Annotated in this window: 14 protein-coding genes and 3 pseudogenes; 8 read left to right on the top strand and 9 right to left on the bottom strand. The window is 70.9% G+C overall.

Translation table 11 applies throughout. The annotated features are described in order from the left end of the window. Positions 1–13 precede the first annotated feature (13 nt). The 3 genes from E4N62_RS41500 to E4N62_RS41495 form a co-directional block, all read right to left on the bottom strand. Positions 14–2404 carry a SpoIIE family protein phosphatase gene (locus tag E4N62_RS41500; protein ID WP_230223133.1) on the bottom strand — a complete coding sequence of 797 codons (2391 nt, stop codon included), beginning with the start codon at positions 2402–2404 and terminating at the stop codon, positions 14–16. A gap of 247 nt (positions 2405–2651) precedes the next feature. Further along, entirely contained in the window at positions 2652–2804 is a 153-nt protein-coding gene (locus E4N62_RS49020) for a peptidoglycan-binding domain-containing protein (protein ID WP_308186160.1), read from the bottom strand. Next, positions 2759–3454 carry a hypothetical protein gene (locus E4N62_RS41495; protein WP_308186157.1) on the bottom strand — a complete coding sequence of 232 codons (696 nt, stop codon included), beginning with the start codon at positions 3452–3454 and terminating at the stop codon, positions 2759–2761. Before E4N62_RS41495 ends, E4N62_RS49020 begins: the two co-directional genes overlap by 46 nt. Positions 3455–3639: 185 nt before the next feature. On the opposite strand from E4N62_RS41495, the pseudogene E4N62_RS49915 reads away from it, so the two are divergent. Beyond that, positions 3640–3989, top strand: a pseudogene (locus E4N62_RS49915) (hypothetical protein); the annotation flags it as partial. Here the strand turns inward: E4N62_RS49915 and E4N62_RS41485 are convergent. Continuing rightward, positions 3872–4261, bottom strand: a complete 390-nt coding sequence (locus E4N62_RS41485) for a PPOX class F420-dependent oxidoreductase (RefSeq protein ID WP_230223131.1) — start codon at positions 4259–4261, stop codon at positions 3872–3874. The pseudogene E4N62_RS49915 and the gene E4N62_RS41485 overlap by 118 nt on opposite strands. Positions 4262–4355: 94 nt before the next feature. Beyond that, the gene (locus E4N62_RS41480) at positions 4356–4991 is read right to left on the bottom strand and encodes an HAD family acid phosphatase (RefSeq protein WP_230223129.1); all 636 of its coding nucleotides are present in this window, start codon (positions 4989–4991) and stop codon (positions 4356–4358) included. A 266-nt stretch (positions 4992–5257) separates the two neighbouring features. Between E4N62_RS41480 and E4N62_RS41475 the strand changes: the two genes are divergently transcribed. The 3 genes from E4N62_RS41475 (at position 5258) to E4N62_RS41465 (ending at position 8090) form a co-directional block, all read left to right on the top strand. Next, positions 5258–6094 (top strand): SAM-dependent methyltransferase, encoded by an 837-nt coding sequence (locus tag E4N62_RS41475; protein WP_230223127.1) that lies wholly within the window; start codon positions 5258–5260, stop codon positions 6092–6094. Further along, a complete protein-coding gene (locus E4N62_RS41470; protein ID WP_230223125.1) occupies positions 6094–6615 on the top strand; it encodes a GNAT family N-acetyltransferase in 522 nt (173 codons plus the stop codon). The genes E4N62_RS41475 and E4N62_RS41470 overlap by 1 nt, the downstream gene beginning before the upstream one ends. A gap of 98 nt (positions 6616–6713) precedes the next feature. Continuing rightward, positions 6714–8090, top strand: a complete 1377-nt coding sequence (locus tag E4N62_RS41465; RefSeq protein WP_230223123.1) for a S1 family peptidase — start codon at positions 6714–6716, stop codon at positions 8088–8090. 112 nt (positions 8091–8202) lie between these two features. On the opposite strand, the gene E4N62_RS41460 is transcribed toward E4N62_RS41465, so the two are convergent. Both E4N62_RS41460 and E4N62_RS41455 read right to left on the bottom strand, forming a co-directional pair. Beyond that, positions 8203–8385, bottom strand: a complete 183-nt coding sequence (locus E4N62_RS41460; RefSeq protein WP_020115084.1) for a hypothetical protein — start codon at positions 8383–8385, stop codon at positions 8203–8205. 78 nt (positions 8386–8463) lie between these two features. Next, positions 8464–9622 (bottom strand): annotated as a pseudogene (locus tag E4N62_RS41455) (ROK family protein). Between the two features lie 170 nt (positions 9623–9792). Between E4N62_RS41455 and E4N62_RS49910 the strand changes: the two are divergent. From E4N62_RS49910 to E4N62_RS41445, 3 genes and pseudogenes are all read left to right on the top strand, one after another. Further along, positions 9793–9930 (top strand): annotated as a pseudogene (locus E4N62_RS49910) (sugar ABC transporter permease); the annotation flags it as partial. Between the two features lie 143 nt (positions 9931–10073). Continuing rightward, a complete protein-coding gene (locus E4N62_RS48380; protein WP_268270409.1) occupies positions 10074–10208 on the top strand; it encodes a hypothetical protein in 135 nt (44 codons plus the stop codon). A 14-nt stretch (positions 10209–10222) separates the two neighbouring features. After that, entirely contained in the window at positions 10223–11425 is a 1203-nt protein-coding gene (locus E4N62_RS41445) for a Gfo/Idh/MocA family protein (RefSeq protein WP_230223121.1), read from the top strand. Positions 11426–11464: 39 nt separating this feature from the next. Here E4N62_RS41445 and E4N62_RS41440 read toward each other — a convergent pair whose 3' ends face one another. Beyond that, positions 11465–12160 (bottom strand): L,D-transpeptidase family protein, encoded by a 696-nt coding sequence (locus E4N62_RS41440; RefSeq protein ID WP_230223119.1) that lies wholly within the window; start codon positions 12158–12160, stop codon positions 11465–11467. A gap of 134 nt (positions 12161–12294) precedes the next feature. Between E4N62_RS41440 and E4N62_RS41435 the strand changes: the two genes are divergently transcribed. Next, positions 12295–12780: a carboxymuconolactone decarboxylase family protein gene (locus E4N62_RS41435; RefSeq protein WP_230223117.1), complete on the top strand. Its 486-nt coding sequence runs from the start codon at positions 12295–12297 to the stop codon at positions 12778–12780. 146 nt (positions 12781–12926) lie between these two features. On the opposite strand, the gene E4N62_RS41430 is transcribed toward E4N62_RS41435, so the two are convergent. Beyond that, positions 12927–13721 carry an aminotransferase class IV gene (locus E4N62_RS41430; protein ID WP_230223115.1) on the bottom strand — a complete coding sequence of 265 codons (795 nt, stop codon included), beginning with the start codon at positions 13719–13721 and terminating at the stop codon, positions 12927–12929. Between the last annotated feature and the right edge of the window lie 18 nt (positions 13722–13739).

Raw genomic sequence — 13739 nt, 5'->3', positions numbered from 1 at the left:
ACTCTCCGGCCCTCTACAGGCTCGGCGGCAGCGCCTGCTCGGCCCAGATGGTCTTGCCCGCCCCGCTCGGGCGGCTGCCCCAGCGGTCGGTGAGCTGGGCGACCAGGAGCAGACCGCGGCCGCCCTCGTCGAAGCTGCGGGCCCGGCGCAGATGGGGCGAGGTGCTGCTGACGTCGGAGACCTCACATATGAGGGTGCGGTCGCGGATCAGGCGCAGCTGGATGGGGGCGCCGCCGTAGCGGATGGCGTTGGTGACGAGTTCGCTGACCACGAGTTCGGTGACGAAGACGGCCTCCTCCAGGCCCCAGCGGTTGAGCTGGTCGGTGGCGAGCTTGCGCGCGCCTGCGACCAGCGCCGGGTCGTCGGTGAGGTTCCAGGCGGCGACCTGTTCCGCGTCGAGGGCGCGGGTGCGGGCGAGCAGCAGTGCCACGTCGTCGGCCGGAACCTCGGGCAGCAGTGCCTTCAGCACGGTGTCGCAGGCGCGCTCCAGGCCGTCGACCGACCCTTCGAGCGCGGCGCACAGGGCGGCGGTGCCCGTGTCGACGTCACGGTCCCGGGCCTCGACCAGACCGTCGGTGTACAGGGCGAGGACCGAGCCCTCGGGCAGCTGGAGCTCCGTGGTCTCGAACGGGAGGCCGCCGACGCCGAGCATCGGCCCGGCCGCCACCTCGACGACCTGGACGCCGCCGTCGGGCCGCACCACCACGGGCGGGACGTGCCCGGCCGAGGCGATCGAGCAGCTGCGGTCCACCGGGTCGTAGACCGCGTACAGACAGGTCGCGCCGATCTCCCCCTCCCCCGTGCCGTCGCCGGCCGCGAGGTGTTCGACCAGGTCGTCCAGGTGGGTGAGGAGTTCGTCGGGCGGCAGGTCGACGTCGGCGAGCGCCCACACGGCGGTGCGCAGCCGTCCCATGGTGACGGAGGCGTGGATGCCGTGGCCGACCACGTCGCCGACGACCAGTGCCACCCGGGTCCCGGACAGCGGGATCACGTCGAACCAGTCGCCGCCCACCCCGGCCTGCGACAGCGCCGGCAGATAGCGGGAGGCGAACTCGACGGCCGCCTGCCCGGCGACCGTCTTCGGCAGCAGGCTGCGCTGGAGCGCCAGTGCCGTACTGCGTTCCCGGGTGTAGCGGCGGGCGTTGTCGACGCAGACGGCCGCACGGCTGGAGAGCTCCTCGGCCAGGGACACGTCGTCCTGGTCGAAGGCGTCGGGGCGCTCGGGGGTGAGGGTCCGTACGAGGACGGCGACACCGAGCGTCGTGCCGCGCGCGACCAGCGGTACGGCCATCAGGGAGAGGTCGGGGGCCTCGGCCTCCTGGAGTTTGGCGGTGCGGGCGCCGTGCTGGGCGAACCAGGAGTCGAGCTGGTGCTCCCCGGTGCGGGTGAGCACGGGCTCGCCGCTGAGCAGGGCCCGGGCGGGCGGGGAGAAGGGCGGGTAGACGTCGGCGGCGCCGAGCGCGATGGCCGCCTCCGGGGCACCGGGCGTACCGGAGTCATGGGCGGCCCTGAGCAGCCGCACACCGTCCTCCACGGGGCCCATCTCGGGTTCCTCGCCCTGGAGGACGGACTCCAGGAGGTCGACGCTGGCGAAGTCGGCGAGCCGGGGGACGATCAGCTCGGCGAGTTCACGCGCGGTCTGGACGACGTCCAGCTTGGTGCCGATGGAGCCGCCGGCCTCGTTGAGCAGGGCCAGGCGCCGGCGGGCAGCGAACTGCTCGCTGCTGTCGAAGGCGGCGAGCGCGGTGCCGATCAGCTCCCCGGAGGCGGCGCGCACCGGCCACATCTCGGAGGTCCACGCGTGCATCCGGCGACCGGAGGGCGAACGGGTCCAGCTCTCGTAACGGACCGGCTGCCCGGTCTCCACGACGATCTCCAGATGGCGCAGAAAGCCCTGGTGGGGCTCGACGTCCTCGACGGTGTCGGGGAAGTATTGGTGCCGGAACTCCTCCTCGGGCCGGCCCATGACCTTGCACGCCCAGTCGTTCATCCGCAGATAGCGCTGCCCGGTGTCGAAGACGGACATGGACATCGAGGCCTGGGTGAAGGCCAGCTCGCCGAGGCCCCGCTCGGTCGGGTCGGGCGCGGCCTGGAGGACGAACCGCCGCCGCTCCCCCTTCGCGCCCCGCACCGGGCAGATCCGCACCGCGACCTTCTGCCGACGTCCGTCCCGGTAGCGCAGGTCCACCACCGCGTCGCCGTGCGTCAGCAGCGTCCGCCAGACCGCGGCCGGGTCCCCGTCCACCAGGTCGGCCGCCGGCCTGCCGGTCACCTCCTCGGCGCTGTACCCGGTGAGCCGTCGGGCGCCTTCGCTCCACCCCGCGACGAGGCCGCGCGCGTCGACGACCGCCATCGCCTCACCGGCCGTGGCAGCCCGCGACGCGCCGGACGCCTTCGTCACCATATGGCCAGGATGGTCCGTCCAGGGCGGGGCAACAACCCGGCTGCGCCCGTGACGCACCGGTGTCGCGGCCCCGCCCGGGCGGCTAGGGGGTGTTTCGAAAGTCCCGCACAGCACCCACGGCGCCCGGCACGCACTCTCGCCGCACCGGCCGAGACCCCAAGTACGTCCAGTACGAGGGCTTTCGTCCGGCACGCCGAGAGCACGCACCGGACACCGCGGGCACCGCACAGGACTTTCGAAACACCCCCTAGAGCACGGTGCGGGATTCGAGGTCCTTGCGGGTGTCGTTGCCGTAGACGCCGGTCTCGTCGCCCCGGATGCCGTACCAGAGCTGGAAACGCGCCACCGCTTCCTTCAGGACGACGTCGTACCGGCCCGAGGTGGAGCCGTTGTCGTACACGTTCGGGATACGCAGCAGCCGTTGCTGGAGTTCGGAGACCTCGGGGCCGCTGTCGCCCTCGCGGAGGGTGCCGGGGCCGTCCGGGTCGGCGCCGTCGTCCGGGGCGGGCGCCGAGGTCGCGGGGCCGACGGGGTCGGGGTCGGGGTGACGACGCGTGCCTCCTTCTCCGTGCCGCCGCCGGGCAGGAGCAGTGCGGCGCCGAAGCCCAGCAGGGCGGCCGCGCCGACGCCGACGACCACGGCGGCGCGCTTGAGGCCCGCCCGTCGCCGGGGCGGCCGACGCCGCTGCCGTCGCCGGTGTCCCTCGTGGCGCGGAACCGTGTCCGAGCCGAAGTCCTCGCCGACCATGACCGGGGAGTTCCTCGGTCTCGTACTCCGTCCGGGGCAGAATGCGCTCGGGGCGGGCTCCGTCGCGGCCGCGGGGGTCGGTGCCGAGGGCGGTGCCGACGGCGGCGGCGGTGTCGGCACCGATGCCGGGGTGGGGGGTACGACGACGGTCTCGTACTCGTCGTCGGGCGCGGGTGTCCCCTTGTACTGCTCGAACTCACGCAGCAGCTCGGCCAGGGCCTCGGTCCTGCGCCGGCGCATGACGTAGGTCGGCTCGATCGTGGGACGCTTCGCCGTCCGGCCCGGTTCGGGCGGTTTCGACACGCTGTTCTCCTTCCGTGCACGCGGTCTCCCGCCATCCCCGAGAGGAGATACGGGCAGCCGGGCCAGGAGGTTCAGCGCAGGGGGCGGCTGCGGGGAGGCGGTCGGGAACACGGCGACGACCTCCCGGCCGAGACCGTGCCGGCTTCCGTTTCTTCCTCGACGCGCAGCCCGACATCACCGTGATCCCCGAGGCCGTACGGACGGCGGCGGTGGGGCGACTCGCTGGTGTCTCCGTCGGTGACGGCCCGGCTCCTCAAGCACGTGACGGCGAAGAAGGAGACCGCTTCCGACCTCGAACTCCCACGCCCGCAGGAGGCGTCACCTCGGCACCATCCAGCTCAAGCTCGCGGCCCGGAACCGGGTCGAGATCGCGGCGTGGGCGTGGCGGACGGGCACGCGGGCGACGGCGCGTGAGGCTCACGTCGTGAGGGTGATCCGGATGCCGATCGTGCCGTCGGCGCCGCGGCGCAGTCGGCTGCCGCGGAGGGTGAGCCGGCCGAGGATCCCGTACTTGCGGGCGATCAGCCGCCGGTAGGCGGCGGAGCCGGCCGCGTCCAGGATCTCGGCGCGGGCGGGAACGGAGTCGCCGGTGGGGTTGCCGCGCACGTCGCAGGGGCCGACGAGGACGTCGGCGCGGTTGCGGATGCGCTTGACCTTCCAGGAGTCGGCGACGGTCCAGACTCCGAGGGCGTCGCCGTCCCGTACCACCCACACCGGAGTCGGCACGGTGGTGCCGTTCTTGCGGTAGGTGGTGACCAGCAGGTACTTGCCCGCGCCGAGCGCGTCGAGCGTGGTGTCGTCGGCCATGACGGGAGTCTAGGGCCCCGGTGACGGGCCCGGGCGCACGGCCGCCGACGGAACCGTGGCGGCCGTGCTCCCAGGAACGGACGGTGCGGCGGCGTCAGTCCAGCAGGCCGTCGTAGTCGGGCAGCTTGTACGTGCGCTCGGCGTGGCCGCCGACGAGGTCGGTGGTGTTGTTGCCGACGTTGGCGATGATCGTGTATCCGTCGGACTCGATGTCCGCACGCGAGGCGGTCTTGTAGGCGGAGACCTCGGAGAAGAGATCGGGCAGGTCGCGCACATAGAGTCCGTCGACGGGGTAGCCGACGTTCTTCAGGTTCCACTCGGTGAGGGACTCGATGATGCCAGGGCGGGCGGTGACGAAGAAGACGTCCACCCCACGGGACTTGGCGTACTTGGCCAGCGCCAGGGAGGGCTTCAGGGCCGGGGTCGGCAGCTGGTACCAGGGCGTGTAGTGCGTCTCCAGCGTCGTGTTGTCGATGTCGAAGACGACGGCGAGCCGCTGCCCCGAGGAGTTCGCGGTGCGCTGCTGAATGTAGGGCGTGGCCGTGTCGATGACGGTCTTCACGTCCTTCTGCCAGGTCGCGTAGCCCACTTCGGCGGCCGCGGCCGCGGTGATCGCGGCCGTGCCGGCCGCCGCGGCGGCCGGCACGGCGGCGGTCATCGAGGCGCCCAGGCCCAGGACGGCCACCGTGGCGACCGTGGTGATGCGGCGTCCCACACCGCTTGCTGTCATGTTCGTCCCCTTCCAGTCATGTCAAAGCGGCGAGGTGGTCGGACCCCTCGCCGCAGTCGTCATGGTCATGTCCATCGGTGGCCGGGAGACTACCCAAGAGTTACTGATTAGTAGAGAGGTCGCGACGAACGTTCTTCGACGGGGCGAGGCCCGTGGGCCCGGCCGCGGGCCGTGAAGATCGCAGAACGCTCGGCAAACACCAACCGGCGGGTCTACATTGCCCGTTGGACGAGCGCACTTTCACAGAAGATCCAGGAGTTGATGCCGTGACGGACAACCCGGCCACCTCGGACTTCCCCTCCTCGTCGCTGAACCGTCGCATCGTCACCACGCGGCCGAGCGCTGCGCGGATCTGGAACTACTGGCTCGGCGGCAGGGACTACTACGAGGTCGACCGCAAGGCCGGGGACGAGATCCGCCGACTGCATCCGAGCATCCACGACTACGCCCGGGCGGACCGGCGGTTCCTGCGCCGGGCGGTGCGCCATCTCGCCGCCGACCTGGGGATCCGGCAGTTCCTGGACATCGGCGCCGGGCTGCCGACCGCGGAGAACACCCACGAGGTCGCCCAGCGCGTCCTGCCGGACGCACGGATCGTCTACGTCGACAACGACCCGCTGGTCCTGGTGCACGCGCGGGCCCTGCTGACGAGCGCGCCCGAGGGCCGTACGGACCACGTCGACGAGGACGTGCGCAACGTCGACTCGATCCTCGAACACGCCGCGCGGACCCTGGACCTGAGCCGGCCGGTCGCGCTGATGCTGCTCGACGTGATGGCCTTCGTGGCCGACGAGGAGGACCCGCAGGGCATCGTCCGCCGCCTCATGGCCGCGCTGCCCTCCGGCAGCCATCTGATGCTCTCGCACACCGTCACCGATCCGCGGTGGCCCGACGTGGACATCGCGGCGGCCTGGTGGAACGCGCACGGCACCCCGCGGCTGAACCAGCGCACCCCCGAGACGGTGGCCCGTTTCTTCGACGGCCTCGACCTCCTCGAACCGGGCGTCGTCTCCTGCTCGCGCTGGCGCCCGGAGCCCACCGACGAGGACGCCGGCGAACCGGAGGAAGTGGCCATGTACTGCGGCGTGGGAGGCAAGCGCTGATGGCGACACACCTGGTCCGGCTCCAACTGGACGTCACCCACTTCGACCTGGCACGTTTCCAGCCGTACGTCGACAAGTGCCGGACCTCCGGCATCCGGCTGACGACCCTCTCCGAACTCGGCGACACCCCGGAGAACCGCCGGGCGTTGTACGACCTCAACAAGGAGTGCTCGGCCGACATCCCCGAGCGCGGCGCCTTCTTCGCCTACGCCGAGTACCACCGGCTCCGCTTCGAGGTGCCCTCCTACGACCCGCGCGGTGTCGTGCTGGCCCTCGACGGCGACCGGTGGATCGGCATGGCGGCCACCTCGGACCGCCGCGATTCCGGATTCGTGTTCAACGAGATGACCGGCGTGCGGACCGGGCATCGCGGCCGGGGCATCTCGGTGGCCATGAAGACCTTCGGCATCGGGTTCGCCGGGATGTGCGGGGTGAGCACCGTCCGTACGGTCCACCACCCGGCCAACAGCCGGGCGATCGCCATGAACCGGACGTTGGGATTCGTCGACGCGAACTGGTGAACATGTGCCGGTCATCGCACGTATGAAAGGAGGGCGCTCAAGGACCGGACGCCCTGGCGGTGTTGACACCGTGTCGGACGGGGTTCGGGAGCCAGGCGATGAGGCACGCACGACGACGAGTCGTGAAGCGGGTGGCGCGGCTGACAGCCGCGGGTGGAGTGATCTGCGGAGCCCTGATGGTCACGCAGGCGGCGATGGCGACCGAACCCGCCGTCACCCCGCCCGCGACCCCCAGCGCGGTGCTGGCCGCGTCCGGCACCGGGAACAGCCTGCTGAGCGAACTCGGCACCGAGCGGACGGCGGGCACCTGGATCGCCGAGGACGGCAGCCCGGTCGTCGCCGTCACCGACGAGAAGGCCGCCGCCGAGGTCGAGCGGGCGGGCGCCCGCCCGAAGATGGTCGAGTACAGCGGCGAGGACCTGAAGTCCGCCACGGAGGCACTGCGTTCGGCGCCCCGGGTGCCGGGCACCTCCTGGGCGATCGACCCCGCCTCCAACGAGGTGGTGGTGCGCGCCGACAGCACCGTCTCCAAGAAGGACTGGTCGAGCCTGACCGACCTCGCCGAGGAGATCGGCGGTTCCGTACGGATGGAGCGCACCGAGGGCGCGTACACGATGCGGCTCAACGGCGCTCAGCCGATCTTCGGCACCGGCGGCCGCTGCTCGATCGGCTTCAACGTGACCGACGGCGAGAACGACTTCATGCTGACCGCCGGGCACTGCGGCCCCGCGGGTTCCGTGTGGTTCTCGGACGACCAGGGCCGGCAGGAGATCGGCCGGACGACCGAGACCGACTTCCCCGGCGCCGACTACTCGCTCGTCCAGTACCTCCAGGACGCGCCGAGCAACAAGACCAACGTCGTCTCCGTCGGCGACGGCCGCGGTGTGCGCATCACGTCCGTCGGTGACGCTGCGGTCGGCCAGCGGGTCTTCCGCAGCGGCAGCACCAGCGGCTTCCGCAACGGCGAGGTGACCGGCCTCGACGCCACGGTCAACTACCCCGAGGGCACGGTCTCCGGTCTCATCGAGACCACGGTCTGCGCCGAGCCGGGCGACAGCGGAGGCCCGCTCTTCTCGGAGGGCGTGGCGCTCGGGGTGACCTCGGGCGGCAACGGCGACTGCGAGGAGGGCGGCACGACGTTCTTCCAGCCGCTGTCCGACGCCCTCGACGATCTCGGTGTCCAGCTGAACGGTCTGCCGCAGTCCGCCGTCCGGCCGACCGCGGCGGGCGACGGTTCCGAGGAGGATGCCCAGGGTGCCGCCGCGCCGGGCTCCGCCGAACCGGGTGCCGTGGAGTCCGTCGAGTCCATCGAGGCCGCCTCAGACCTCCTCGACCGACTCGTCGACCCCCGCAACGTCGGCCCCGGGCTGCTGGTCATCGCCGGCAGCATGGTCGCCCTGGCGGCCACCCGCTTCATCCGCACGGAACAGGACCGCCAGGCGTACCGCCGCCAGTACTCACGGAGCTGGGGCTAGAAGCGCACAGAGCCGGGGCCGGAAACGAGTCGAGCGCGCCCCTTCGAGGGGCGCGCTCCGAAGGGGCGCGGGGACCGCGCGAGCAGCCCCCACCGGCCCCGCGGCCGACGACCTACGAAGCGGCCGCCCACTCGAGAACCAGACGTTCGTACTCGCTCCGCTGCTCCCTGTTCAACGTCCCACCGCTCCGGAACCAGAGCGCCCGGATCTCCTCGTTGACCTCGGCGGCCGTTCGCGCCGGTACTTCCGCTCTTTCCAGGACGACATCAGGGGTGGTGGACATGGTGTAAACCATATGTCTTCGAACGTGAAGCCGATGTGAGTAAAGGTGCCACTTCCGACATTACGGACCGTGAAGCTGATCACTCTGCGTTTACGGCTCCACCGTTCCGAGCACGAGCACCTGAATGGCCAGCACGGCCGCCCCACGGGCCCAGTCGTGGAAGTCGGACACCTTCGTCTCCAGGGGCACGGGCGCGGCCAGCGGATGCCGATGGGCCCGGACCGCCTCGCGCACGCTCTCCCCCGCCACCGCCATCAGCCCCACCCTTCCCCGCCAGCAGGATCTTCTGCGGCATCACGAAGTTGGCGATCTGGGCCACCAGGATCCCCAGCGCCCGCCCCGCCTCGCCGACGACCCGCGCGCACATCGGCTCCCCCTCGGCCGCGCCGGCCAGGATCTCCTCGTACGTCACCGCACGTCCGGTCGCCGCTTCCACCTGGTAGCGGATGCTGGGGATGCTCAGTAGCGAGACGGCGCTGCCGCGCTCCCCGTCGGGGGTGAGCGGTCCGGTGGGGTCCACGATCCAGTGGCGGCCGAACCCCCGGTCCTCCTCGGCGCAGGTGACCCGTCTGCCTCCCAGGACCAGCCCGTAGCCGATCCCCGCGCCGATGGTGAGGACGACGAACCGGTCGAGGCCGCGCCCCGCGCCGAACCAGGTCTCGGCCTCTACGAGCGCGGCGACGTCGTTCTCGACGACCACCGGCAGACCGGTGCGCTCCTCGACGAGTTCGGCCAGCGGCACGTCGCGCCACGACAGGAAGGGCGACTCGCCGACCACCGCGCGCCGCCGGACGAGGCCGCCGACCCCGATGCCGATGCCGGCCAACGAGGGGTGCGTACGGGCGAGTTCGGCGGTCATCTCGGCGAGCAGGTCGACGACCCGCTCCGGCTCGTGCGTGGGGAGCGGACGGTCGTGGCGGGTGACGATCTCGCTGCGCAGCGTGGTGACCACGGCGTACACCATGTCGTCGGTGATCTTGAAGCCGACGAAGGAGCGGGATTCGGCGACGACGTCCAGCGGCTGCGAGGGGCGTCCCTGCCGGACCTCGGGGAAGGGGGCACCCTCGGCGGTCTCGACCAGCAGCCCCGACTCGATCAGCGGCTTGGTCAGCCGGGTGAGGCTTCCCGCGGACAGGCCGAGGCGCCGGGCAAGGTCCGTACGCGAGAGCGGGCCGTGCACGAGCACCTGGATCGCCACGGCGCGTTCTCCGGGACTGAGCGGCGGCCAGCCGGCATCGCGTGCGGTCATGGGGGCCAGACTCCCACACCTTGTTCCTTTCGTCACGGAAACAACATAGCCGCTCCATCTCGACCGAAGACCGCTCGCGGAAGAGTTCCCCACCCCTTGACGCCATAATTCTTTCGACACGAAAGTAAAGAGCCGGAGTCAGAGGCACCGCCGCCGATGAGGGAGCACCGATGACCATCGCCTCCAGCAGTCCCCCGCCCCGCAGCAGGCGCGGCACCGGCCTCCTGGCCGCCGACTTCGTCGCCCCGGCGATGCTCGGCTTCCTGGTCTTCCTGCTCTGGCCGACCCTGCGCGGCATCGTGCTCACGCCGTACCTGATGTCCAACGTGGTGGCGGGTCTGCGCAGTACCGGCTCACCAGGGCCGGCCGGAGCGACCTCGGCTGACGGAACGGAGAAACTCGCATGGCCACCTCGGCGACCCCTGCCGCGCCCACCGGCAAGCGCGCCAGCATGATGAACGGCCCCTGCCGGACCACGGTCGACCGGTGCGGGGGCGTCCTCCCCGCCACCCCGGCCGGCAACGGGGCGCCGGTCAGCGACCCCGACGAGACCAACGACCAGATCAGCCTGATTCCCGACCAGTGAAGGACATTCCTCAGATGACGTTCTCCCTCGGCATCGTGGGCGCCGGCCAGTTCTCCGGCCAGTTCGCCACGCTGTTCCAGGCGCACCCCGGCGTCGGCGACGTCTACGTCACCGATCTGCTGCCCGAGCGGGCCGAAACCCTCGTGGCCGCCCAGCAACTGGCCGGCACCTTCCCGTCGTACGAGGCGATGCTGGAGTCGAAGGCGGTCGACGCCGTCGCGATCTTCACCCAGCGCTGGACGCACGGGCCGCTGGTGCTCCAGGGCCTGAACGCCGGCAAGCACGTCTACTCCGCGGTCCCCATGGCGATCACCGCCGACGAGATCGCGGCGATCATCGACGCGGTCAGGGCGACCGGGCTGACGTACATGATGGGTGAGACGAGCCAGTACAACCCGGCGACCGTGCACGCCCGCAACCGGATGACGGAGGGCGCGTTCGGGCGGGTCTTCTACGCCGAGGGCGACTACGTCCACGACATGGACCTGGGGTTCTACGAGGCCTACCGGTACAGCGGCGGCGAGGAGTGGAAGCGGACCGCCAGCTATCCGCCGCTGCTGTACCCGACGCACTCGGTGGGCGGGGTGCTGGGCGCCTGGCAGACGCACGCGGTGAGCGTCTCCGCGATCGGCGTCGTGGACGGGCGCGGTGACGGGGTGTTCGACAAGGAGGTCAGCCAGTTCGGCAACGACTTCTCCAACGCGACCGCGCTGTTCGAGGTGGCGGGCGGCGGTTCGTTCCGTACGAACGAGTTCCGGCGGGTCGGTTACCCCTCGCAGATACGGGAGTCGCGGTTCCGGTTCTTCGGCACGGACGCCAGTATGGAGCAGCTCGCGACGGTGGCGTTCTGGCAGGACAAGAAGGGCGTCGAGGACATCAGTGAACTCCTGGAGCCCAAGCCCACCCTGCCCCCGGACGATCCCTCGCTCCAGCACATCGCGCCGGATCTGCGAGCCGCCTTCACCTCCGGGTCGGCGCCGGTGCACGACCGGTCACGGCTGCCGAGGGAGTTCGACCATCTGCACAACGGGCACGAGGGCAGCCACCACTTCCTGGTGGACGACTTCGTGACCGCCGTCAACACCCGGACGCTGCCCTCGGTCAACGCCTGGGTCGCGGCCCGCTACACCCTGCCGGGGATCGTCGCGCACGAGTCCGCGCGGCAGGGTGGGGTACGGCTGGAGATCCCGGACTTCGGGGACGCCCCCGAGGCGTGACGTTCCGCCTCCGTCGCCGGCCGGGCTCCTGGCTCTCCGTCAGGTGCCCGGCTTGCGGCCGTACACGAAGACGTCGTCGCCCTTCTTCAGCAGCGACCAGTACTTCTTGGCGTCGGTTTTGGTCATGTTGACGCAGCCGCGGGAGCCCGGCGGGTTCCACATGCTGACGCCGGCGGAGTGGAAGGCCTGGCCGCCGTCGAAGAACTGGGCGTAGGGCATGGGCACGTGGTAGATCGACGAGACGTGGTCGATGTTCCGCCAGTAGATCTTCTTCAGACCGGTGCGGGTCTCGTCACCGTTCCGGCCGGTGCGGACCGGGACGGGGCCGTAGACGAGCTTGTTGCCGTCCTGGATCCAGCTGAGCTGGAGGGTGAGGTTCACACAGGCGATGCGGCCCTTGTTCGTGGGGCACTTGCCGGCCTTGTCGGGGTTCTTGCCCACGGCCTTCTGCTTGTTCATGAGGTCCATCACGCCCCAGGTGACGGATCCCGCGTAGCCGATGGTCGGGGTGATGCCGTGCTTGGCCTGGAAGGCCTTGATCGCCTTGCAGTCGCCGGCGGACTGCTTGCCGTCGACCGTCCGGCCGAGGAACTTCTCGACCTGCTTCTGGTACGGCCCCGTCGACGTCGTACAACTCGCCGCCTGCGCGGGCGCGGTGCCGAGCGCGAGCGTGAGCGGTGTCAGCAGTCCGGTGATCGTGAGTGCGACGGCGCCTCTTCTGCCTATGTCCCCCATGGCGGGCCTTTCCCTTTCACGTGGTTTGTAGGTCCTGCCTGCCTAGACAGGCCACCGGCTGTGACGGTTGTGGCAGAGCCCACGCTGAGACGAAACAGTTACACAGCCGGGAATTCGGATATACAGTTACCCCCATGAGCAACAGCGAATCCATAACTCGCGTGGCGTTGAAGAAAATTACCCCCGATGTCTCCGGGGCGATGGGCTCCCTGCACGGTGCCGCCGTTTCCGCGGCCCGGGACGCGAAGGTCGAGCCCGAGATCCTCGAACTGATCCGAATTCGCGCCTCGCAGATCAACGGCTGCGCCTTCTGCCTGGACATGCACACCAAGGACGCCCGTGCGCAGGGCGAGACCGAGCAGCGGATCTACGCGCTCAGCGCCTGGCGCGAGACCCCCTTCTTCTCCGCCCGCGAGCGCGCAGCCCTGGCGTTGGCGGAGGCGGTGACGCTGGTCCACGACGGGCACGTGCCCGACGACGTCTACGCCGAGGCCGCCGAGGTGTTCGACGAGGAGCAGATCGCGGCGCTGATCTGGGCGGCGACCGTGATCAACGCGTACAACCGGATCGCCATCGCGACGCGGATGCTCCCGGGGGCCTACCAGCCCGCCCAGAAGTAGCCCCACAGGCCCGGGATTCCGGAATTCCGGGAAATTCCAGAAGATTCATCGAAATGCCGCGAAGAAGTACCGCGAACGACTTTCAGCGCCGGGCCGAATTCCTCTTCGGCCCGGCGCTGCTGCGCGCCCGTACATCGTTGTTGAATTCAGTGGTCGGGCAGCGGCCGCATGAGCCCGTCCAGCCAGCGGCGCCATTCGGGGGCGCGGACGGCCCGGCCGGGGGTCATCGGTCGTCCGGTCCAGGCGACGACCGGGCGGATGCCGTGGAGGGCGTTGACCAGCCACACCTCGCGTCCGTCCAGCTCTCCGAGGGAGCGCTCGCGGTGGTCGACCCGTACTCCGGTGCGGGCCGCGTGCTCCAGGACGAGGGCCGTGGTGACACCGGCGAGGAGCGGCAGCCGGGGCGGCGGGAGGCAGAGGGTGTCCTCCTCCCACCACAGCAGGCTGGAGTTGGCGGCCTCCAGCACCAGACCGGAGGGCGCGATCAGTACCGCCTCGTCGGCTTCGGCCCCGGCCGCCCGTCTGCGCACCCGGGCCAGGGCGTCGAGGTCGGGTCCCTTGCGGCGGGGCACGGTGCGCGGGTCGGGCTGGCCGGCCGCCCACACCCGGATCTCGGCCGTGAGCTGCGGGGCGTGCCGCAGCAGCACCCTCAACTCCAGCGATCCCGCCGCGAGTTCCACACGGGGGAACCACTCCCCCGTGCGTGGCAGGGCTCCGGTCATGTCCTGCCAGAAGTCGACGACCTGTGTCAGGGGCGGCGCGCCGCACTCGCCGCAGGACCGTACGAACCGTTCGCGGTGCCGGTCGAAGCCGCGCACCCGTCCGTCGCGCAGCAGCCATGAGTCCGCTACGAGGAGGCGTCCGCCCTGTGCCTGGCCGGGGACGAGACCGTGTTCGGGTGACCAGGTCAGCAGACCTTCCGCGATGGCGGGTTGTGTCACTCAGTGCTCCTGTGGGTC

The organism is Streptomyces sp. MNU76 (genome assembly GCF_020982545.1).
GTDB lineage: Bacteria > Actinomycetota > Actinomycetes > Streptomycetales > Streptomycetaceae > Streptomyces.
The sequence above is the reverse complement of the archived record's forward strand: the minus strand, read 5'-3'. Positions and strand labels throughout refer to the sequence as shown.

Coding starts and splice junctions, on each gene's coding strand:
- E4N62_RS41500 (WP_230223133.1), bottom strand. CDS start 2,404: ATGGTGACGAAGGCGTCCGGCGCGTCGCGGGCTGCCACGGCCGGTGAG.
- E4N62_RS41485 (WP_230223131.1), bottom strand. CDS start 4,261: ATGGCCGACGACACCACGCTCGACGCGCTCGGCGCGGGCAAGTACCTG.
- E4N62_RS41480 (WP_230223129.1), bottom strand. CDS start 4,991: ATGACAGCAAGCGGTGTGGGACGCCGCATCACCACGGTCGCCACGGTG.
- E4N62_RS41470 (WP_230223125.1), top strand. CDS start 6,094: ATGGCGACACACCTGGTCCGGCTCCAACTGGACGTCACCCACTTCGAC.
- E4N62_RS41465 (WP_230223123.1), top strand. CDS start 6,714: ATGAGGCACGCACGACGACGAGTCGTGAAGCGGGTGGCGCGGCTGACA.
- E4N62_RS41460 (WP_020115084.1), bottom strand. CDS start 8,385: ATGGTTTACACCATGTCCACCACCCCTGATGTCGTCCTGGAAAGAGCG.
- E4N62_RS48380 (WP_268270409.1), top strand. CDS start 10,074: ATGATGAACGGCCCCTGCCGGACCACGGTCGACCGGTGCGGGGGCGTC.
- E4N62_RS41445 (WP_230223121.1), top strand. CDS start 10,223: ATGACGTTCTCCCTCGGCATCGTGGGCGCCGGCCAGTTCTCCGGCCAG.
- E4N62_RS41440 (WP_230223119.1), bottom strand. CDS start 12,160: ATGGGGGACATAGGCAGAAGAGGCGCCGTCGCACTCACGATCACCGGA.
- E4N62_RS41435 (WP_230223117.1), top strand. CDS start 12,295: ATGAGCAACAGCGAATCCATAACTCGCGTGGCGTTGAAGAAAATTACC.